This window comes from Moorena sp. SIO4E2, from assembly GCF_010671945.1.
Lineage (GTDB): Bacteria > Cyanobacteriota > Cyanobacteriia > Cyanobacteriales > Coleofasciculaceae > Moorena > Moorena producens.
Genome location: NZ_JAAHIE010000043.1, coordinates 1 through 20,842 on the forward strand (window position 1 = coordinate 1; position 20,842 = coordinate 20,842).

18 protein-coding genes and 2 pseudogenes are annotated in these 20,842 nt (G+C 43.9%); 11 read left to right on the top strand and 9 right to left on the bottom strand.

Annotation, left to right across the window (positions count from 1 at the left end):
• Positions 1–411 (bottom strand): glycosyl hydrolase family 28-related protein (locus F6K37_RS07815; protein WP_287249331.1); only part of this gene is annotated, 411 nt, incomplete at its 3' end.
• Positions 412–1,075: 664 nt separating this feature from the next.
• On the opposite strand from F6K37_RS07815, the gene rfbF reads away from it, so the two are divergent.
• The 7 genes and pseudogenes from rfbF to F6K37_RS07850 all read left to right on the top strand — a co-directional run bounded on the left by rfbF (position 1,076) and on the right by F6K37_RS07850 (position 9,705).
• Positions 1,076–1,927 (top strand): glucose-1-phosphate cytidylyltransferase, encoded by an 852-nt coding sequence (gene rfbF, locus F6K37_RS07820; RefSeq protein ID WP_287249333.1) that lies wholly within the window; start codon positions 1,076–1,078, stop codon positions 1,925–1,927.
• Entirely contained in the window at positions 1,851–2,915 is a 1,065-nt protein-coding gene (locus F6K37_RS07825) for an NAD-dependent epimerase/dehydratase family protein (protein WP_071986853.1), read from the top strand. Before rfbF ends, F6K37_RS07825 begins: the two co-directional genes overlap by 77 nt.
• A 225-nt stretch (positions 2,916–3,140) precedes the next feature.
• Positions 3,141–4,370 carry a class I SAM-dependent methyltransferase gene (locus tag F6K37_RS07830; protein ID WP_044492613.1) on the top strand — a complete coding sequence of 410 codons (1,230 nt, stop codon included), beginning with the start codon at positions 3,141–3,143 and terminating at the stop codon, positions 4,368–4,370.
• An 877-nt stretch (positions 4,371–5,247) separates the two neighbouring features.
• On the top strand, positions 5,248–6,477 hold the full coding sequence (locus tag F6K37_RS07835; protein WP_287249336.1) for a class I SAM-dependent methyltransferase: 1,230 nt from the start codon (positions 5,248–5,250) through the stop codon (positions 6,475–6,477).
• A gap of 126 nt (positions 6,478–6,603) precedes the next feature.
• Positions 6,604–6,789, top strand: a pseudogene (locus F6K37_RS07840) (glycosyltransferase family 2 protein); the annotation flags it as partial.
• A 416-nt stretch (positions 6,790–7,205) separates the two neighbouring features.
• Complete coding sequence (gene lhgD, locus F6K37_RS07845) at positions 7,206–8,414, top strand: L-2-hydroxyglutarate dehydrogenase (protein WP_287249338.1); 1,209 nt, start codon at positions 7,206–7,208, stop codon at positions 8,412–8,414.
• Positions 8,415–8,517: 103 nt separating this feature from the next.
• A complete protein-coding gene (locus tag F6K37_RS07850; RefSeq protein WP_287249340.1) occupies positions 8,518–9,705 on the top strand; it encodes a class I SAM-dependent methyltransferase in 1,188 nt (395 codons plus the stop codon).
• Here the strand turns inward: F6K37_RS07850 and F6K37_RS07855 are convergent.
• The 3 genes and pseudogenes from F6K37_RS07855 to F6K37_RS07865 form a co-directional block, all read right to left on the bottom strand.
• Positions 9,694–10,937, bottom strand: a pseudogene (locus F6K37_RS07855) (RNA-guided endonuclease InsQ/TnpB family protein). The gene F6K37_RS07850 and the pseudogene F6K37_RS07855 overlap by 12 nt on opposite strands.
• Before the next feature lie 214 nt (positions 10,938–11,151).
• Positions 11,152–11,373 (bottom strand): sulfur carrier protein ThiS, encoded by a 222-nt coding sequence (gene thiS, locus F6K37_RS07860; protein ID WP_044492807.1) that lies wholly within the window; start codon positions 11,371–11,373, stop codon positions 11,152–11,154.
• Between the two features lie 89 nt (positions 11,374–11,462).
• A complete protein-coding gene (locus tag F6K37_RS07865) occupies positions 11,463–12,545 on the bottom strand; it encodes a thiamine phosphate synthase (protein ID WP_071102253.1) in 1,083 nt (360 codons plus the stop codon).
• 204 nt (positions 12,546–12,749) lie between these two features.
• On the opposite strand from F6K37_RS07865, the gene F6K37_RS07870 reads away from it, so the two are divergent.
• Positions 12,750–14,906 carry a DUF1565 domain-containing protein gene (locus tag F6K37_RS07870; protein WP_071102254.1) on the top strand — a complete coding sequence of 719 codons (2,157 nt, stop codon included), beginning with the start codon at positions 12,750–12,752 and terminating at the stop codon, positions 14,904–14,906.
• Positions 14,907–15,010: 104 nt separating this feature from the next.
• On the opposite strand, the gene F6K37_RS07875 is transcribed toward F6K37_RS07870, so the two are convergent.
• From F6K37_RS07875 to F6K37_RS07885, 3 genes are all read right to left on the bottom strand, one after another.
• On the bottom strand, positions 15,011–15,619 hold the full coding sequence (locus F6K37_RS07875; RefSeq protein ID WP_071102255.1) for a Uma2 family endonuclease: 609 nt from the start codon (positions 15,617–15,619) through the stop codon (positions 15,011–15,013).
• Between the two features lie 108 nt (positions 15,620–15,727).
• Entirely contained in the window at positions 15,728–16,339 is a 612-nt protein-coding gene (locus F6K37_RS07880) for an alpha/beta hydrolase (protein ID WP_071107585.1), read from the bottom strand.
• A 198-nt stretch (positions 16,340–16,537) separates the two neighbouring features.
• Positions 16,538–17,167, bottom strand: coding sequence for a Crp/Fnr family transcriptional regulator (locus F6K37_RS07885; RefSeq protein ID WP_287249346.1), 630 nt, complete (start codon positions 17,165–17,167; stop codon positions 16,538–16,540).
• A gap of 209 nt (positions 17,168–17,376) precedes the next feature.
• Between F6K37_RS07885 and F6K37_RS07890 the strand changes: the two genes are divergently transcribed.
• Positions 17,377–18,432 carry a sirohydrochlorin chelatase gene (locus F6K37_RS07890; RefSeq protein ID WP_008182946.1) on the top strand — a complete coding sequence of 352 codons (1,056 nt, stop codon included), beginning with the start codon at positions 17,377–17,379 and terminating at the stop codon, positions 18,430–18,432.
• On the opposite strand, the gene F6K37_RS07895 is transcribed toward F6K37_RS07890, so the two are convergent.
• On the bottom strand, positions 18,429–18,599 hold the full coding sequence (locus F6K37_RS07895) for a hypothetical protein (RefSeq protein ID WP_287249349.1): 171 nt from the start codon (positions 18,597–18,599) through the stop codon (positions 18,429–18,431). The two genes, F6K37_RS07890 and F6K37_RS07895, sit on opposite strands and share 4 nt — an antisense overlap.
• Before the next feature lie 166 nt (positions 18,600–18,765).
• On the opposite strand from F6K37_RS07895, the gene sipA reads away from it, so the two are divergent.
• Entirely contained in the window at positions 18,766–19,002 is a 237-nt protein-coding gene (sipA, locus tag F6K37_RS07900) for a regulatory protein SipA (protein WP_071102259.1), read from the top strand.
• Positions 19,003–19,356: 354 nt separating this feature from the next.
• Positions 19,357–20,436, top strand: coding sequence for an MraY family glycosyltransferase (locus F6K37_RS07905; RefSeq protein WP_044492818.1), 1,080 nt, complete (start codon positions 19,357–19,359; stop codon positions 20,434–20,436).
• A gap of 44 nt (positions 20,437–20,480) precedes the next feature.
• Here the strand turns inward: F6K37_RS07905 and F6K37_RS07910 are convergent, their stop codons facing one another.
• On the bottom strand, positions 20,481–20,624 hold the full coding sequence (locus tag F6K37_RS07910) for a hypothetical protein (protein ID WP_287249353.1): 144 nt from the start codon (positions 20,622–20,624) through the stop codon (positions 20,481–20,483).
• Positions 20,625–20,842 lie beyond the last annotated feature (218 nt).

Consider the following 20,842-nt stretch of genomic DNA (forward strand, 5'->3'; position numbering starts at 1 on the left):
AAACACACCCTTCTGATTCTTCGACTCCATTGAATCACTGACCAAATAGCTTCCTGTTGGAAACAACAGGGTGCGATGTTTCGTGAGATTATCCTGAACTGCTAGGCGAATGGCGGCTGTGTCATCAGTCATACCATCACCTTTGACACCGTAATCCCGCACATTCACCATGTTCGCATCCAAAGGATAGAGGGGATTCGCTGCTACTGAAGAACTGACCAAGCTGGAAAAGCTAGCAGGTAAGCCGATCACCAATAGTAGGCTGCACAGGGTTAGGGAGAAGAGCGTGAGCTTGGCTAGGTGCGGACGAATGCCTACTAAATTTTTAAGTCTTTGGGATTGGTATTTACGCGGTAGATGTATAAAAAATAACGCTTTTCGGAGCAGTACTGCCAAGCCTTTACTGATCATCCAGCGCTACCGGTTCTTAGTTAATCGTGTTTTTAGCATTTTTCACCTACCACTTTATGTCAAAAAAATCACAATCTTTAATATTTAATTAATTAATTTTTGTTAAATTTAATGGCTCTCCTAGACTTATTATAGTAAATTAGTATTTTAAATGACCTTAACCCCTTAAATAGCAAGGGATTCAATAAACTAAAAATACATTTTTATTAAAATTGCATTTTTAAATTACTCAAGAGCTTACTAAGCAAGGGGTATGGCGATTATTTTGTACTAATTTATCATAGCCACTCTAGGAGAGCCAATTTAATTCAAGCCAATCTGGCAACAGATCTAAGTAGAAATTGGTTATAATGAAAAATACTGAATGATATCAAGTCCGGTTAATTACTTTGCCAATAGTCCCTGAATTTTTGGTAATGAGTAATGTAATGAGTAATGGGTGATGGGTAATCATCAACTAGCAATTCTGAATTACTAACTACCAACTAACAATTACTAATTACCAATTGCCAATTACCCGCTCAGGAATTATGATCATTAGTCAACCGAATTTGATAGGATACATCGATAGGTTTATTGATGAATTAATTCATAACTATATGATTGAGTTTAAGTAAAACCTGTTAGTAATTTTGTTGTTAGTAATTTTGGTCTCAACAGTCATATGAAAGTAGCAATTCTTGCCGGGGGTCTCGGTACTCGTCTAGCAGAAGAAACCGACACAAAACCAAAGCCAATGGTAGCAATCGGAGGGCGACCAATCCTCTGGCATATCATGATGCATTATTACCATTATGGCTTCCAAGATTTTGTGATTGCCCTCGGCTATAAGGCAGAAGTCATTAAAAAATACATGGTGGACTATAGTTCACTTAATAGTAACTTAACGGTCAACCTTAACAATGGCAAAGTCATCCAGCACGGTGGTGGAGCACCGGATTGGACAGTTGATTTAATCGATACTGGTATTTACACCAATACAGGCGGTCGGATCAAACGGCTCGCTCCCTATGTAGGCAATCAGACATTTATGCTCACTTGGGGAGATGGGGTTTCTGATGTCAATTTAAATGCGCTCCTGGAATTCCATCGTTCCCATGGCAAATTAGCTACCTTAACTGCAGTACGTCCACCTGCACGTTTTGGTTACTTAGAACTAGATGGAAACCAGATTACGGAATTCTCTGAAAAGCCTCAAACCCGAGAAGGCTGGATCAACGGTGCTTTCTTTGTTTTAGAGCCGGGAGTTTTTGATTATATCGACGGTGATGACACCCAGTGGGAAAAAGCGCCACTGGAGCGACTCGCCAAAGATGGGCAACTGATGGCCTATCACCACACTTCATTCTGGCAATGCATGGACACCTTGCGCGACAAGCGCAGGTTAGAACGTCTGTGGAACAGTGGCAATGCACCTTGGAAAATTTGGGAGGAAAATAATGCGAGTATTAGTAACTGGTCACAAGGGCTACATCGGCACAGTCATGGTGCCAATGCTACTAGCTCAAGGGTATGATGTATTTGGTCTTGATAGCGACTTATTTGAACAGAGTACCTTTGGTGAAGGAATTCGAAAAATTCCAGAGCTAAAAAAGGATATCCGTGACGTTACGGCAACAGAACTGGAAGGATTTGATGCTCTAATCCACTTAGCAGGGCTTTCCAACGATCCTCTGGGGAATCTCAATCCTGACTTAACCTATGAGATCAATCATGCTGCTTCAGTTCATTTGGCTAAGTTAGCCAAAGCCGCAGGCATCGAGCGCTTCGTATTCTCATCCTCCTGTAGTAACTATGGCGCTGGTGGTGATGATTGGTTGACTGAGGAATCATCCTTCAACCCCGTCACTCCTTACGGCATTTCTAAAGTTCGTGTCGAGCAAGATGTTACTCAGTTAGCGGACGATAACTTTAGTCCTATCTTTCTGCGCAATGCCACGGCTTACGGTGTTTCCCGCCGTCTGCGCTTTGATCTAGTACTCAATAACTTGGTGGCTTGGGCATTTACCACGGGTCAAGTGTATATCAAGAGCGATGGCACCCCTTGGCGTCCCATTGTCCATATTGAAGATATTTCCCAAGCATTTATTGCGGTGTTGGAAGCACCTCGTGAGCTGGTACACAATCAAGGGTTTAATGTCGGACGGAATGAGGACAACTATCGCATTCGAGAGTTAGCGGAAATTGTCAAAGAAACAGTCCCAGGCTGCGAAATTGAATACGCTAAAGATGCTGGACCCGATAAGCGCTGTTATCGCGTTGATTGTAGTAAGATTATTCGGACATTACCCGAATTCAAACCCCAATGGAATGCCCCTCGGGGAGCTCAAGAACTCTACCAGGCTTATCAAACCGTAGGCTTAACCTTGGAAGAGTTTGAGGGACCGAGGTATCAGCGTATCGCTCACATCAAACAATTACTTAGCACTGGAAGATTAGATCAAACCCTGCGTTGGCGTACGGAGCTACCTAGATCTCCTCAAATACAAGCCATGAGTGTTTAGGAGTTGTTGGGTCATTGGTAATCGGTAATCGGTAATCCTACTCTAATTGCCAATTACCAATTACCAAAAGGCCAGAAACACTGGTTGCAGGCACTCTGGAGAATTAGTTAAATTTAACAAACAGTTAACTTGCCTATGGTTCTGGATATTTTTTTTGTTGATGGTTAACAGTTAATTGCCAACCGTTTACAGTCAACAATTAACAGTGATATTATTAAACTAATAATGTATAATTCCATGCCTATTTGTCGTGCTAACAGCACTGATGACTTAGAGTTAATTATTTCCTTCGGTTACACCCCATTAGCTGATGGATTACTTACTAAAGACCAGCTAGATAAACCTGAATATACTGCGCCATTGGATCTGGCGTTTTCTCCTAGCAGTGGTTTAGTCCAAATCACCGAAAGTGTCCCGCCCGAAATCCTATTTTGTCGAGACTACCCCTATTTTTCTTCTGTATCAAAATCGTTACTAAAACACTTTGGAGATAGTGCCAAAGCCATCATTGAATCAAGACAACTCAACAGCAACAGTCTAGTAATTGAAGCAGCTAGTAATGATGGCTATATGCTCAAGAACTTTCTTGAAAAAGGAATTACAGTGCTGGGAATTGACCCAGCCTCTGGACCTGCAGAAGCTGCCCAAAAAGCAGGTATTCCTACTCTTTGTACATTCTTTACGAAAGATTTGGCAATAGAGCTACACTCTGAAGGACGGAAAGCTGATGTTTTTCTTGCTAACAATGTCTTGGCTCATGTGCCAGATCTGAATGGCTTTGTAGCAGGAATTGGGGTTCTGCTGAAAGAGACTGGTGTAGCTGTGATTGAAGTACCCTATGTGGTTGACTTGGTAGATCACTGTGAATTTGACACTATCTACCATCAGCACTTATGCTATTTTTCAGTAACTGCTTTGGATCGGTTGTTTAGGAAACATGGTTTATTCCTAAATGACATCCAACGTACTCCAATCCATGGGGGTTCGTTACGCCTATTTGTGGAGCCTAAGGAACAGGTTAAGGAATCCGTAAAATCTCTATTAGCAGAAGAAGTAGCGCGGGGAGTTGACCGTATTGATTACTACCGTGATTTTGCTAATCGTGTCCAGGAAATTAAGCTTTCTTTACTGGATATCCTCTGGGATTTGAAAAAAAAGGGTAAAAAGGTAGCAGCCTATGGAGCAGCAGCTAAAGCAACTACTCTGCTCAGTTATTTTGGGATTAATAAAACCCTGGTGGATTATGTAGTGGATTTAAATCCATTCAAACATGGTCGCTACATGGGCATTAATCATTTACCGATTTTCCCACCATCAAAACTGTTAGAGGATAAACCAGATTATGTCTTGCTGCTAGCTTGGAATTTTGCTGATGAGATTTTGCAGCAACAGGAAGAGTATCGACAACAAGGAGGTAAATTTATTATTCCGATTCCACAACCAAAGATTGTTTAGAGTTTATGGTTGACGGTCAAGCAAGAGAGTAGGGAGTAGCGATCAGCGCGATCCTCTGAAAGAGCCGCTACGCGATGAAGCGAAGCTTCTGCGCTTGTGCGATTGACCGTTCGCGAAGCGTTGGGCAAAGCCCGAAAGGTCACGCTACGCGATGAAGCGAAGCTTCCGCGCTTGTGCGATTGACCCTAGGTCACGCTACGCGATCGCATAAAAATTAAAACATCCCTAAAACATCCCAGGTTCATTTTTCCAACCACAGATTAATTCTGTCATAACTGCTGCTCGCACACGCTAATAGGGATCTGATTGAGCTCGCTGTTGGAGAAAACGTAAAGTATCTGGGTGATCTTTAGAACTACCATTGGTGAACAGTTAAGATGGTGTGTAATTTGTAACTGATCTAGTTACAAATGCTTACTATCAAGTCAATGCTTTGCTAATTATAGGTTTTGATAACGTTGGTGTTGGCGATCGTAAGCTTGAATTATGGCGTTGCTGATTCTGGGTATGGTTTTGCCCCCCTAGCCCCCCAAGCGAGGGATTGCTCGCTTGGGGGGAACAAAACTATCAAAGTCCCCCAGAATTGGGGGATTTAGGGGGCTTCAATAAAACCAAATGATCGCGCATTCATTCCTTAATTCAGCAACGCCTGAATTATAGCGTTTCTAGGATTTATGAGGTACGCTTCTCAACCTCAAAGTCCCCCTTGATAAGGGGGATTTAGGGGGATATCTTTGTACCTCATGGCATAGAGAATTGCTATATGCGATCGCAAAATAGTAAAGACAAAAAATTTTTTTTTTATTGAGCTTACAGAATCGACTAGTATAGCCAGTCCTAATGACAGCACATTTAAATTATAAAAAAGTCACTCAAAATGATACAACAAGCATTGTCCAAAAATTTTGCTCACACACAACCGATTTCATTATCAGAACATATTTGTCCCAACTGTGGAAACCAAGGATTGTCCTTATTTTATGAAGTACACAACGTACCAGTTCACAGTTGCTTAATGATGTCAACCGAGGAAGAAGCCCTAGACTTCCCTTGCGGTGATGTGGTTTTGGGATTTTGTGAAGATTGCGGCTTCATCACTAATGTTTCCTTTGATCCCAGGTGGTCAGCTTACGCTCCCAATTATGAAGACCAACAGAGTTTTTCCCCAACCTTCAATCAGTTTGCCCTTGATCTAGCCAATCATCTGATCGACAAATACGACCTTCATAACAAAGACATTATAGAGATTGGTTGTAGCAAAGGAGATTTCCTCTTGCTGCTGTGCGAATTAGGTAACAATCGCGGTGTTGGTATTGACCCGTCTGCTGTAGTAGGACGAGTCCATAGTGAAGCCGCTGACCGGGTCACCTTTATTCAAGACTATTACTCAGAGCGCTATGCTGAGTATGTAGGTGATTTTATCTGTTGTCGCCATACCCTGGAGCATATTTATCCTACTGCTGAGTTTATTAGTACCGTGCGCCGCTCCATTGGCGATCGCCTCAATACCGTTGTGGTCTTTGAGATCCCGGATACCATACGAGTACTGAAAGACTTAGCCTTTGAAGACATTTACTACGAACACTGCTCCTATTTTACCCCTGGATCCCTAGCGCGATTATTCCGTGACTGTGGTTTTGAAGTGACTGACCTGTATCGAGCTTATGGTGAACAATATCTGTTAATTGAAACCAAACCTGTCACTATTGCATCTGACAAAGTACATCCTCTGGAAGAAAGTCTTGAGGAAGTTACTCAGCATGTCAAAAACTTCACCAACGAGATTAGCAAGAAGCTGGAGAATTGCAGGCAGCACTTAGAGCAGATGCATGCTCAAGGCAAGCGTGTTGTAGTTTGGGGTTCGGGTTCCAAATGTGTGGCTTTTCTAACCACTCTTGATACCACAGACAAAATTGAATACGTGGTGGACATTAATCCTCATCGTCATGGGAAATTTATCCCTGGTGTTGGTAAAAAAATTATGGCACCAGAGTTTTTGAAGGAATACAAACCTGATCAGGTGATTGTCATGAATTCCATATATTGTGATGAAATTCAGCAAATGTTGGATAAAATGGGAGTAAGTACAGAGGTTATATCTCTATAAATATCAGTCATTAGTTATGAGGTAAGCATTCAGCCGTCAGCTATCAGCTGATAGCTGATACGCAACACGCTGATAGCTGAATACTTACATACGTTAAGCAAATATTTTTATGTTAAAAATGTTCAAATGAGTGCTGATCAACCCCGCTTAAGCATTGGATTACCAGTCTACAACGGCGAAGAATTCCTCAGAGAAGCATTAGATTCAATTTTGGCTCAGACCTTTGAGGATTTCGAGTTGATCATTTCAGATAACTGCTCGACTGACGCAACTGAGGAGATTTGCCGGGAGTATCAGGCTAAAGACAAACAGAAAGCACCCAGCAAAGTTTAGCAATAACGGAAGGCTTGCATACTTGCAGGTAAAAGAGTGTTTGTCATTTGTGATTTTTTCTTTTTTGGTCGCCCCTTCAGGCCAAAATGGCAAATATTATAATAGGTTTTCTGGTACAAAAAAGTATGGAAAGTGAATAGGCTTACCCAAACTTTTTGAGGATTAATTAATTGTTTATAGCGGTTTATACTCCAATGAGCTAGACCAGAAGTCTCAATTAACAAGCTTTTCAGCTTTAAGGTGTACCTCACCATACAAAAAAATATATTACCCCTTATTATCCCTTTCTAAGGGATACGGTTAACTTATAACTTTTAACATTCAACATTCAACATTCAACATTCAACATTCAACTTTAAAAATTAACCTGAATAATTTCAGTAATAAAAATAACCATGTACGACTTGGCGATTATTGGAGGAGGAATCATTGGCTTATCCACAGCCATGGCATTGGGTCAACGTTATCCAGATGCCAAAATTATGGTACTGGAAAAAGAGAGCAGTTGGGCTGCTCACCAAACTGGCAATAACAGTGGTGTGATTCATTCTGGAATCTACTACAAACCAGGGAGTTTCAAGGCTAGGTTTTGTTATGAAGGAAACCGCTCGATGGTGGCATTCTGCCAAAAGCATGGCATTGATTATGACATCTGTGGCAAAGTGATTGTAGCAACTGAACCAGAAGAACTACCATTACTGGATACTCTTTACCAAAGGGGTTTGGAAAATGGTATAGAGATTGCCAAGATTACTGGTGAAAAGGTTAAGGAAATTGAACCCCATGTTCGTTGTTTAGCTGGAATTCGAGTTTATTCGACTGGGATTGTAAACTACAAGCAGGTCTGTGAAAAATACGTTGAACTGGTGAGTCTCCAGGGAGGGGATTTACGTCTCAATAGTAAGGTTGAAAAAATCCTGGAAACTGGGGATGGTTTAGTACTGGAAACCAACAATGGTAACTATCCCACTCGGTTTGTGATCAACTGTGCTGGACTACATAGCGATCGCATTGCTAAGTTGGGTGATGCTGAGCCTCCAGCTAAAATCGTTCCTTTCCGGGGTGAGTACTATGAACTCAAGCCAGAGAAACGCTACCTAGTCAAGCACCTAATTTATCCAGTTCCTAATCCGAATTTTCCTTTCCTAGGGGTTCATTTCACCCACATGATTGATGGCAGTGTCCATGCTGGACCCAATGCTGTACTTAGTTTCAAGCGGGAAGGCTATCGAAAGACTGATTTTGACTTGCGAGATTTTGTGGAGGTCATGAGCTATCCCGGTTTCTGGAAACTAGCTGTCAAACATGGAGACGCAGGAATTCAGGAAATCATCCGCTCCTTCAGTAAAGCTGCCTTTGTTAAGAGTTTGCAACGGCTGATTCCTGAAATCCAAGCAGATGACTTAGTTCCCACCCATGCTGGGGTCAGAGCTCAAGCCTTGAAAAATGATGGCAAGCTGGTGGATGATTTTTTAATTGTCAATAGTCCTAAAGCAATGCATGTTTGTAACGCTCCCTCTCCTGGTGCGACGGCTTCTTTGGAGATTGGTAATGCGATCGCTAGTGAAATCCCGACACTGAAAACTCTCGAAAGGATGATCTGACCCAAGTTTCCTTAAAAGCTATCAGCCGTCAGCTATCAGCTGACGGCTGATAGCTGATTATTTGTACTTTCCCTGTACTAGTCTAATGGAGTTAAAACTTTAAATGAACACGTTATCTAACCACAACTGTCCTGTATGTGCCTCTGCCGATTTAGAGGTGTTTTTTGAGATGTTGGCGGTGCCAGTGTACTGTAATCTGCTGTGGCGATCGCGTCCAACTGCTCAAAACTGTTCCAAGGGAGATATCAAACTAGGGTTCTGTCCTAGCTGTGGTTTTATTAGCAACCTAGCCTTTGACCCTACTAAATTGGGTTATTGCCAGGACTATGAAAACTCCTTACACTACTCTCCCCGATTTCAAGACTATGCCCAATCCCTTGCCGCTGGATTGCTGAAGCGCCACAATCTCTACAATAAAGAAATTATTGAAATTGGTTGTGGCAAAGGGGATTTTCTCCTTTGCCTGTGTGAACTAGGTAATAACCGAGGAGTAGGTTTTGACCCGAGCTATGTTCCTAGGTCAGAGCATCAACAACTCCAGACTCAAGTCAAGTTTGTTCAAGATTTCTATTCACAGCTCTACCAAGAGTATCAAGCGGATCTAATTTGTTGTCGGCACACCCTAGAACACATTTCCAATCCCGCAGATTTGCTCAAGCCACTACGACAGGCGATCGGTTCTCGCCTTAATACCATTGTTTTCTTTGAAGTCCCCAACGCCTTAGATACCTTTCGCCATCTAGCGGTGTGGGACATTATCTATGAACACTGCTGCTATTTCGCCCCCTCTTCTCTAGGGCAAGCTTTTGTCAATGCTGGGTTTCAAGTTAGTGAAATCAAGGAGGCGTTTGGTGGTCAGTTCCTTTGCCTGGAAGCAAAGCCAGTCCATGGGGAAATCCCGAACAGCTATGGAAAACCGGATGAAATCGAGGTATTGGCTCGCGATATTGCCAGCTTTACCGCTAGGTTTCAGGAGAAGTTAGAAAGCTGGCAGCACAAACTGACAACCATCGCTCAAACTGGGAAAAAAGCCGTAGCATGGGGTGCTGGCTCGAAAGGGGTTACTTTTTTGAATCTGCTCAAGTGCCAAGATGTGATTGATTACATCGTAGATCTCAATCCCCGCAAACAGGGGAAGTACGTTGCTGGAACGGGACAAGAAATTGTGCCACCAGAGTTTCTCCAGGATTACCAACCTGATCTGGTTATTGTGATGAACCCTATCTATGAAGAGGAGATTCGACAGTTATGCAAAAATCTAGGTGTGAACTACCCCGACCTACTTCTTTGAGGTCGGGGCTTCCAGCTTCACGGAAGAATGCCTCAATTTGGACGGACGTCCGCGTCTTGGTCTTACTTCTTCTCCACTGGCGTTTACCTCCCCTGTCCCAGAGGAGGATAGCACTCTGATCCCTTCTGCTCTAATATTTTTAGCTGCATTACCATCTCTATCGTGGTGAGTTCCACAACTTGGACAAACCCAAGTCCTTACGTCTAGCGGCAACTCCTTGATGCGGTAATGACAATTAGAGCAGGTCTTGGAGCTGGGGAACCACCTGTTTATCTCAACCAACACTTTTCCTTCTTTTTCACATTTATAGGAAAGAAAGTTGACAAAAGTTCCCCAACCTAGATCAGAAATTGCTTTAGCTAGTTTATGGTTACGAACCATGCCCTTGACATTTAGATTTTCGACTACCACTACTTGGTTGTTGTCAACTATCTTTCTAGATAGCTTATGGAGGTAGTCTTGACGGACATTTCCAATCTGTTCGTATACCTTAGCTAAAATCTTTCTGGCTTTTATGCGCCTGTTACTACCCTTTTTCTTACGGGCAGCAATACGTTGCTTTTTAGCTAGTTTCTTTTCGTATTTAGCTAGGTGTTTTGGATTGCTAAACTTAGAAGTCTTTTCTCCATCATAGGTAATCGCAAAATCCTTAATGCCCAAGTCAATACCGATTACCTTCCCATCTGTAGATGGCTTGGCATCACCCAACTCATACTCCATTAGCACAGAAGCATAGTACTTCCCAGAAGGAGTCTTGCTAACCGTTACAGTTTTGATTTCCCCATCTAGTGGTCGGTGAATTACTGCTTTAACAACTCCCAACTTTCCAGGAAATTTAAGACAGTCGCCCACTTGTTTGACTTTTTGGGGGTACTGGATTGACTGACGGTGATGATATGACTTGAATCTAGGATATTTCGCTCTACCTTGGCCGTAGGCCACGCTACGCGAACAAAAAAGTTTTGATATGCACGACTGAGATTGAGACTCACAGATTGTAAAACCTGAGAGTAGCAATCTTTTAGCCATTCAGTTTCTTTCTCTTTTTTGAGTTTCGGCAGCATAGAGTTAAGTGCAGATTGTTTCAAGCCTTTGCCAGTTTCCTTGTAGGTTTCTATACACTGATTTAGTGCATAGTTCCACCACCAGCGAGCACACCCAAAATGTTGGGCTAATATATGAACCTGTTCTTGAGTGGGATAAATCCTGAGTTTGACGGCTTTATGTTTCACTGCGCTAACCTCTTTTATCGACCTTTGTTACTATTATATATATATCACAGTAACATGTCAAGCTAATTTCGTCCCCTCAAACTCCCCTACTCGTTAACTCCTGAGTTAATTTGTGTTTGATTGTTTTTGACTGTTGGCTTTAGTGATATCAAGTCCGATTGGAAACCCATCATCAAGAAGATTGATGGGGAGATTTTCAAATGGCTCCGAGAAGTCAACCACCGCCAACAATCGTGACAATTTCGAGCTGGTCTCCCTCCTGCATTTGAGTCTGGTTCCAAAACTGCCGATGGAGAATTTCACCATTATATTCTACTGCCACCAGGCGCGGATTTAAGCCTAGCTGTTCTAATAGCTGGGGTAGTTTAGTGTCACAAGAGCAGGTACGGGATTCACCATTAACTTCAAGGGTAATTTGAGTTGTGTTGTTAGACATCATCAGCTAATATTCACCACCAAGCTATTAAAAATTAGTAACCATTACTTATTACCTAACATGTCTAACTATTATCAAGTTTTCTGACATTAGGGTTTAGAAACCCCAGCTTCAAGAGATCGAAGAGTGTGCTCTCGTTTGAGCTGGGACAGGAAATATTGAGTCACTAGAGTTGGTTGTTCCGCCTCCATGATCCCCCGGACAACTGCCACTCGTTGAGCTCCGGCATCCAAGACATAGTTTAAATTGTTTGGATCAATTCCCCCAATTGCAAACCATGGAATTGTAGCATGCTCTTTAGCATACTTGACATAATCCAAACCAGCGGCTGGCTTACTCGGTTTAGTAGGGGTTTCATAGACCGGTCCAACACCAATATAATCTGCTCCTTCAGCAATTGCCCGGTGTAGTTCATCAGGGTTAGTAGTCGAGCAACCAATGATACGCTGGGATCCGAGTAGCTGCCGTGCTAAGGAAATTGGTACATCTTGTTGTCCGATATGAACCCCATCAGCCTCCACTGCTAGAGCTAAATCTACCCGGTCATTCATAATAAACAAAGCACCGTAGTGATGGCACAGCTGGCACAGTTTCTGAGCATCCGCCAGTCTGTCCCCATCATCTGCTTGTTTTTCCCGGTACTGTACTAAGGTTAGTCCACCTTGGAGGGCAGCCTCTACTTTGGCAAACCACTGCTCTGACAAAGATGTAATCAAGTAGAGATGCGATCGCTCTAGCAACTGATGACGCTGATATCCCAGTAAATTGCTTTCTAGGCTGTAAACCCGATAGCGCATCTGCTTAAAGGCGATCCCCATCTGAGCATCGTATAGCTTACCATATTCTTCCAACACCCGTAGTGCTTCTTGCACCCGACACAAATTAGCCTGTAAAAGCTGCTGAATGCTGGAACGTCGTTCTTCCTGGGGATGAGTTAGTCCAGTCCCTGGATCCCCTGAGGTATCTCGGAATATCCTGATTTCTGAGCTGTGCCAACGGGCTAATTCCTGGCGCATTTCCTTGCACTCCCCAGCCATCTGGGCGCTGTTGAGACCAAAGCGGCACCACTCCTCAATAATTCGCAAACCTTCTCTAGCTCGGTCTAAATTTGCATCCAAAATTCGGCAAATCGCCGATTTTTGACCCATAATGCCGCTGTGTTGGTCATCCATTACTAACTACTCCATTATTATCTATCCTAACAGTGGATGGAAAGCTTGTTTCTGTGGTCAGTAATATTTAGCAACGGACACATTTCAAGTGATAAATGATTACAAATAGATTACAACTATCCTAGTTTATGGATACGATCAAGCTTGACATTCAACTAAACTGTTATGTCATATTCCTCAACATCGTACCCTCGGATAACAGCCATGAGTTTGATCAGAATTAACACTATAGAATTACCTATTTCCGTTCGCCTAGCGTGGCCGAAGGCCAATCATTCCCACTGCCATCACCAACCTCAGCCTAGAGGCTTTGATCTTGGGTTACCAGTGACAACGATTTTGCTGGGATTAACCTTTAGCATCTTCAGCCAAGCTATCCCTTCAAGAATGGTGCCATTAGGATTAGGAGCAACCACAGCTTTAGCCCAATCAACTCAGGATGATAGGGTAAGGAACCTGGATCTTACCATAGAAAGAAAATTTTTGTTTGTAAACCCAGTTACCGGAAACGACACTAGCGGTGATGGCACCCAGGATTCACCGTTGAAAACTATCACTCAGGCGCTACAAGCTGCCCAGGCCAATACTGTGATTGTACTCTCTAGGGGTATCTACAGCAGTGACATGGGTGAAACCTTCCCCCTACTTCTGAAACCCGGTATCAAGCTACAGGGCAACCCCCGCACTAGAGGTCACGATGTGGTGATTCGCGGCGGTGGTACCTTTGTTAGTGCCACGGCTGCTAGTCATGATGTCCTAATCGTAGGTGCTGACCAAACAATTATTTCTGGCGTAACCCTTAACAATACTAATCCAGAAGGTTATGGTTTGTGGCTGGAAGTCGGTTCGGTTTTAGTGGAAGACAATACCTTAACTGGGAATAGCAAAAGCGGGATTGCTGTGGAGGGAAATAGTACACCAACAATTCGCAGTAACTACTTCTACAACAATAAAGGCAATGGGCTCAGCATTTACGGAACCTCAAACACTCAAGTGGATGACAATGTATTTGAAAATAATGACTTAGGAATTATGATTGCCGAAAACGTTGCAGCCCATATCGTTAATAATCGCATCACTGGCAATAAAAATGGGGTAGTGGTTGAAAGCAATGCTCAACCATTTTTCCAGAATAACCTGATTGAAAATTCCCAACTGGATGGATTAGTCCTCAAGGTCGGAGCTAATCCGGATTGGGGAAATTCACATGAATCAACAAACAATACATTAAACAATAAATTTCGAGGGAATAGGCGCTTTGACATTAACAATCAGGAGTCTGAGCCTACTCTGATCGCTTTTGGTAATCAGCTAGAAGAGGAAACTAACAGTGAGGTTAATTCAGGGGAAACTGAAAACGATATCATTCAAGAGTCGGAGGTTGAAACACCAGCTGTTAGTAAACCAGCTGTTAGTAAACCAGCTAGTACACCTGATGGTTCTGACAACCAAGCAGTTGTCATGGCAGAGAACTCTAATCACTCACAGAAGACTACGCTTAATTCTGAGGAGAATCCAACCACCCCCAGCCAAGTCGTCCCATTCCAACCGTCTGCCGAGAAGGAACCTACATCTGCTCAGGTCTCAGCAGCTTCATTTCCCGTTCCATCGAGTTTGGAGTCTCAGCCATCTACCTCAACGGATAACATCGGCAAAGACGCAGCACTAAATAATTCTGCAAGTACTGAATCTTCTAGACCAGCAGCAAGGTCCCAAACTGAGAGTCAGCAAACCTCTGAAACCCAACAGCCTTCTGATGCTAGGACTCAACGTTCACATTCTGAACCCCTGACACCCCTGACTCTGAAAGTTATTCAAAACCAAGAGCAGTCCTCTTTTGAGGAACCAACATCTCCAGCCAAACCAGGAGAGGATTCTAGCAGTTTTACTCCGGCTTCACCGTCACAGGAAGTGATTGATGGGTCAAGTGACAGCTCAAAACCAACACCGGCAGCAGCCTTGACTGAGGAGGTTAACGTTATGATGTCAATGTCTAGTCAGATCAGTACACCGGTTAATCAAAATACTAGTAATCAAAATACTAGTGCTAGCTCCAATTCAGGTAGCTCAATTCCAGTGTTTTCTACAAGTACCCAATCAAACTCGGAACAAAGGGGACCTCAAGGGAATAATCCTACTTCAGCTCTACCCAGTCAGGGTTACCGGATTTTGGTAAATGCTGAGAGTGAGCAGCAACAAGATTTAATGCGATCGCTAATTCCCGATTCTTTCCTGACCTCCTTTCAAGGAAGAACTGTGATGCAAGCGGGATTGTTCACAACCCTGGAAAATATTGATCGGGTGCTGAAATTACTCAGTAGTTATGGTTTGAGCACCACTATTGTGCCTCTGAATTACTGATCAGACCAAGGAGGGAATGGGGAAGCTTGAAGAGCAAGGGTTTGAGCAACTACAATTGAGCGACTACAAGGGAAGTTAACACAGTTAATAGAATTTATCTCAACTCACCCTTGCCAAATTTCCGCCATCGTCAGCACAAAACCAGGTAAAACCGATTCACCACTAACAGTGGTAGGATTGTCTAGCTGCTCAACTAGTGCACCAGGGCGATAAATATAAACCTGGCGATGATCAGGGTCAATCAACCAGCCCAGTCTTGCCCCATTCTCTATGTATTCTTCCATTTTGTTTTTGAGGTCTTCCACCCGGTCATTGGGGGAACATAGCTCAATCACAAAATCGGGGCAGATAGGCGCAAATTGTCTTCTTTGTTTCCTGGTCAACCTTTGCCATCTTTCCAGTTTTACCCACGCCACATCAGGGGAACGGTTAGCACCATTGAGAAGTTTGAAGCCAGTGGATGAATCAAAACCTTTACCTGTCCCATCCTGCTTAACCCATTTAGCAAAATGGTAGATCAGATCAAAGTTTGTTCCCCCTGTTTCACTCCCAGTTGGGGACATAATAATTATTTCTCCCTGTGATGTCCGTTCAATCCGTAAGTCCCGGTTAATCTGACAAAATTCAAAGAACAGGTCATCATTGATATCCAGTGCAGTCGGAATTTTCAACACTATGGGAATTGTTTCAACAGGTATATTAACTACAGTCATAGTTATTTGAGGTGTTTTGCCCAATTAATGTTTTATAATGTTTTTTATAATGTTTTTTCTATTTTAAAGGGATTCCACAGAAGTTAGGATATTGAGCATCTCTGTTCACTATCTATTGAATATAATAAATTCCCGGAGCAATTCTAAAAGCTCTGATGAAATCTCATGACCCATATCTAATTCTCTGTACTGCACTGCTGCTCCCAAGTTGAGCAAATAATCTCGTAACCGGTTAGCAGCAGTTAAAGGAACAACCGTATCTTGTCTACCATGAACAATTAGAATGGACGGCAAGGATGAATCAACCTTTTGAGGGGTTCGATGCATATAGCCACTCAATAAGGCTAAACCTGCCAGGGGTAAGGTTAACCCTACATCTAGAGCGATTGCCCCACCTTGAGAAAAGCCACACAAAATTGTCGAGGACAGGGGAATACCTGTAAAACCTTGGAGAGAATCGAGCCAGGAGATCAAGCGCTCTTCGCTTTCTTCTAATCTCCGATAGTCGTCTCTTGACAAGTCGTACCACATTCTGCCACCAGTTACCTGAGGGTGACTAAAAGGAGCATCGGGAATTAAAAATTGGGTGTTGGGCAAGTTTAACAATGGCACTAGAGATGCCACAGCTTGAGCATTAGCACCCCAACCGTGTAACGCTACGACCAATCCTGCTGGTCGTTGACCGTTTGCTGGTGGAATTGAAATCGCTTCGAGAGACAGGCCTCTTACTCCTGAAGAACACAAGTGATCAGCATTCCAGATAGATGGGCTGAACTAGCGCACATTGAAGCTCTCCCCTAGGGAGTAGGTTTGAGGACTTAATCGGGGCTGCAACGCCACATCAGCCGAATAGCTAACTTACTTTATGCCGCGCTTTTCTAGTTTCAGCCCAAGATATCTGTTAATCTGAGCATAATATCACCAATCTGCTACATTTGTAAAGCTGTCGTGCTTTAGGATAATGTGGCGATCGCTATCAATAGTAATGGCTCCCTCATTCTTGAACTTGCTGAGCAGTCGGGTAACTGTAACCCGCGTCGTTCCAATCCCATTAGCTAAATCCTGATGAGTAAGACGCATTCCAATCCGAATACCCTCTGCTACTGGCTCACCAACTTCCCGTTTTAAAAGCAATAGTAAATGTTGTAAGCGTACCTCAACCCGGCGCTGACCCGAGATTGCTAACAGGATCTCTGTCTGTCGCATCCGACGCACTAGTTGGGGTAAAATAGTTTGGGCTATATAGGGAGAATTGTTGATTTCGGCTAAAGAATACCATTTGAGACGGACATCAGTTAGGGCGATTGCCTGATAACTTGACAGCACAGAAAACCAATTGCCAAAGAATGCAGAAGACTCTGCCCAACCCAACCATATCTCCTCCCCTTCTGGGGAAAGGGTACTCAGCTGGACTCGGCCTTCGTCTACCTCCCAAACACCCTGTGCTACTAGAGGGATCTGCTCACCCCTAGCGTAGAAATGCAATCGGCGTTTAACCTTTGGCTCTTGCTGCTTTCTCTGTAGAATTGCTCTCGAAAATTGGTGCATAGGGGCAACTCTGGTGGATACTTTCCCTACCTTAAGGCAATAAGGTAAAGGGTCGGTAATCAAGAGATTAAGCCATTACACAGAGGAACAAGATCGATGTTACCTCTGAGTCATTGTCCTTAACCTGCCTACCACTAAAATGCCCTTTATAAAATTAATTATGTAAGTATGACGTAGAAGTATGAGCTATGAATGATCAAGGATGAAGTATGAAGATCGATGTCACAGATGAGTCATTGTCCCTATCTCCCCTACCGCTAAAACGCCCTTTATTAATGGTTGGTCACGGCACTAGAGACCCCGATGGGCGTCAGACTTTCCTTGATTTTGCCCACACCTATCAAACCTTGAACCGTTCTCGGCCAGTAGTGCCTTGTTTTTTGGAACTGACTGGTCCAACTATTCAACAAGGAGTAGAGAGTTGTGTCCAGCAGGGTTATACAGAATTGACTGTATTACCGATTTTACTGTTTGCAGCTCGCCACAATAAATTTGATGTTACTAACGAGTTAGACCGGGCAAGGGCAAAATATCCCCAAGTCAAATTTCACTACGGGCGTCATTTTGGAATTACTACGGGAATTCTGGATTTATGGCGGCAACGGCTTGCCAAACTTGACCAACCCCAACCAGAGTTACCCGTTAGCCAGTTGAACGGTGAACGTTCCCATCTAGAACCTTCAACACAACAACCTCTAGCCTTAAAAAAGGACACAGTACTTCTATTTGTTGGTCGTGGCTCCAGTGACCCTGATGCTAATGGTGATGTTTACAAAATGGCTCGCATGCTCTGGGAAGGCAGTGGCTATAAAACTGTGGAAACCTGCTTTATTGGCATTACCCATCCTCGGTTAGAAGAAGGCTTCCGTCGCGCCCGACTCTACCAACCTAAGCATATTATAGTACTTCCTTACTTCCTATTTACCGGGGCTTTAGTAAAAAAGATTTTTGATATCACAGCTCAGCAGCAGAAACTTTATCCAGAGATTCCCTTGACCTGTTTACCAGAAATGGGAATTCAGCCTCAGCTGCTATCTGTGCTCAGGGACCGAGAAATCGAGGCTCAGTTGGGGCAAGTGCAGATGAATTGTGAGATGTGTAAGTTCCGCCTAGCAGCGATTGGTAATGGTGCTGACAACGGACACTCCCACCACCATCACCACGGGCATCACCACCACCACCACTCTCACCAGCATAATCACAATACTCCAGACCCCTATCAAGATTTGGAAAAATACCACCAGCGTATTTGGCAAGCACCCTAGGGTTGGCCGGTTGAACGCGATCGCGTGGCCTTTTGGCCAAGGTTAACAGGTTGGCTGGTTGAAGGTTGAAGGTTGGCTGGTTGAAGGTTGAAGGTTGGCTGGTTGAAGGTTGACAGGTTTAAGGTTAACAGCTTGAAGGTTAACAGCTTGAAGGTTAATCCAGACAACCTCCAACCTATACTACAAGGGACGCCTGGGCAAGAACAACATTCAACCAAATAACATTCAACCAAACAACCTTCAACCTCCAACCCCATAACCTTCAACCAGCCAACCTGTTAACCTTCAACCAGCCAACCTGCTAACCTTCAACCCCCCTTTTTTGACTGACCAATGTCTAAAGACTTTAACGTTGGCGATCGCGTAAGAGTAATTACATTACCACGCTACGTCAAAACTGCTGAACCAATGCCCATGTTACGACCTCCTGATGTGATTAAAGTTGGGGAAGAGGGAGTAATCCTCGACCGACGTCCAGGAGGATACTGGGGTGTTCGCTTTTCTAGAGGAGCATTTCTGATCGATAGTCAGTACATTGAGTTAGTTCAGGAGGAAAATCCTAACCCCTAACCCCTAATCCCGTAAGCATATGCGCTACAGATGGTGCTACTTGAGGTGCTATCAGCGGTCAGCCGTCAGCTAATCAACAGTCGGTAGTAAAAAAGTTGGGGGGTGCTGATACGGCTGGTTGAAAATCCATACTCGTTTTTCTGTACCCACCCCGTGCAGTTAAAGCGCCTGCTAGCACCTCAAGTAGCGTGCGCGCAGCCCATTAGCTGATAACTGACCTGAATGCTTACCTAATCCCTAAGTGCTAATCGCTTTTTCCTGCTGATGTGCTTCTGCCCATGTACCTTATTTACAAGATGAGCTTAATATTATCCATAGCGATTACAATTTTGCAGTGTGGACGTGACTTGGGAGATAGATGTGTACAGCTTCCTACAGTCCCTCGGAATTGCCAACCCTAGGGGAAGTGGCTGGCTGGCAGTCATATTAACTTTCGGATTGGCATGGGCAGTGACTAGATGCTTGATGCCAACTTTACGCTCATTTGCCTTGGAGGTTGGTTGGGCTGACCAACCCAATGCTCGGCGGCTTAACCAAGAACCCTTACCCAATGCAGGAGGCTTAGCTATCTATACCGGAGTGGTAGCTGCACTGGTACTAGCTACCCTCCTCAGACCGATTGTCATTGAAGGGGTGTTAGCTCAAGTTCTGACTATTCTCCTGGGGGGCTCGGTTCTGGTACTGGTAGGCTTTATTGATGATCAATTTGGTTTGCCTGCCTATGTACGCTTGTCGGTTCAAATTATTGCTGCCCTGTTGTTAGTGGCTAGTGGTGCAGGGATTAAAGCCACCTTTGGGACTCCGATTGATGTCCAACTCTCCATGTTACTTACGGTTCTATGGGTTGTGGGTATTACTAATGCCATTAACCTTATGGATGGGATGGATGGTTTAGCGGCAGGCGTCAGCTTTATTACTGCTATGAGCCTGTTAGCGGTTTCAGCTCAGTTTCCCAGTCGTGCCGCAGCAACGTTGCTTCTGGCAGCCCTAGGGGGGTCAGCTCTGGGATTTTTGCGCCATAACTTCCATCCTTCCCACATTATTATGGGAGATGCAGGTGCGTACTTTTTCGGCTATGTACTAGCTGCCAGCAGCATTTTAGGGTCTTTGAAAGTGACTACGGTATTTGCCCTAGTCCCCCCAGTAGTATTTTTGCTATTGCCAGTTCTAGATACTACTCAGGTATTTGTGCGACGGTTGATCAATGGTAAAAACCCTCTAACTACCCCAGGTAAAGACCACCTACATCACCGCTTGTTAGCCTTTGGTTTTTCCCAGCGCTATGTTGCCCTTATCCTTTGGGGCATTACCTTAGTGTCTAACTGGCTAGCGATGAAACTACAAGATATGACTCCTAGGGTGATCTATGCCACGACAGGGGGTATCATTTTGCTGTTAGGCATTACTGTTTTGCAAAGAATTAGAGCGAAATGAAGCGTTGCCCAATTGTGGAATGATTCAGGGTAATCGGTAATTGGTCATGGGTCATGGGTAATTGGTAACTGACCCAACTCTACTTGGTATCCCAAACGATAGTCAGCAATGCCCTGGTCAGTGCTGGCAAGAGCAGCATGTGCGTAGGGCGTAAGCTGACTACTCTTGCTCTGGAATTGAACGGACAATCAGCCCGCATTCCACCATCTTCGCGATAGCAAGTGGTGGTTAGGGCGCAAGGGAAGTGGGTTGGCATTTGTGGTATAATTTGCTTAACTACTTTGGCACTATTACCCTCCAGACCAAGAAAGCTGGGAATTAAGGGTAGATATAAGACCGATGTAGCCAAGTTCGTAACTCTTAAGTCTTGGTGTCGCCCGATTAGAAAAGTAGGGAGCTTGCGCCA

What these genes read in the sequence shown, in the direction of transcription:
- rfbF (WP_287249333.1), top strand. Translation starts at nt 1,076, where the DNA reads ATGAAAGTAGCAATTCTTGCCGGGGGTCTCGGTACTCGTCTAGCAGAA.
- F6K37_RS07825 (WP_071986853.1), top strand. Translation starts at nt 1,851, where the DNA reads ATGCGAGTATTAGTAACTGGTCACAAGGGCTACATCGGCACAGTCATG.
- F6K37_RS07830 (WP_044492613.1), top strand. Translation starts at nt 3,141, where the DNA reads ATGTATAATTCCATGCCTATTTGTCGTGCTAACAGCACTGATGACTTA.
- F6K37_RS07835 (WP_287249336.1), top strand. Translation starts at nt 5,248, where the DNA reads ATGATACAACAAGCATTGTCCAAAAATTTTGCTCACACACAACCGATT.
- lhgD (WP_287249338.1), top strand. Translation starts at nt 7,206, where the DNA reads ATGTACGACTTGGCGATTATTGGAGGAGGAATCATTGGCTTATCCACA.
- F6K37_RS07850 (WP_287249340.1), top strand. Translation starts at nt 8,518, where the DNA reads ATGAACACGTTATCTAACCACAACTGTCCTGTATGTGCCTCTGCCGAT.
- thiS (WP_044492807.1), bottom strand. Translation starts at nt 11,373, where the DNA reads ATGTCTAACAACACAACTCAAATTACCCTTGAAGTTAATGGTGAATCC.
- F6K37_RS07865 (WP_071102253.1), bottom strand. Translation starts at nt 12,545, where the DNA reads ATGGATGACCAACACAGCGGCATTATGGGTCAAAAATCGGCGATTTGC.
- F6K37_RS07870 (WP_071102254.1), top strand. Translation starts at nt 12,750, where the DNA reads ATGAGTTTGATCAGAATTAACACTATAGAATTACCTATTTCCGTTCGC.
- F6K37_RS07875 (WP_071102255.1), bottom strand. Translation starts at nt 15,619, where the DNA reads ATGACTGTAGTTAATATACCTGTTGAAACAATTCCCATAGTGTTGAAA.
- F6K37_RS07885 (WP_287249346.1), bottom strand. Translation starts at nt 17,167, where the DNA reads ATGCACCAATTTTCGAGAGCAATTCTACAGAGAAAGCAGCAAGAGCCA.
- F6K37_RS07890 (WP_008182946.1), top strand. Translation starts at nt 17,377, where the DNA reads ATGAAGATCGATGTCACAGATGAGTCATTGTCCCTATCTCCCCTACCG.
- sipA (WP_071102259.1), top strand. Translation starts at nt 18,766, where the DNA reads ATGTCTAAAGACTTTAACGTTGGCGATCGCGTAAGAGTAATTACATTA.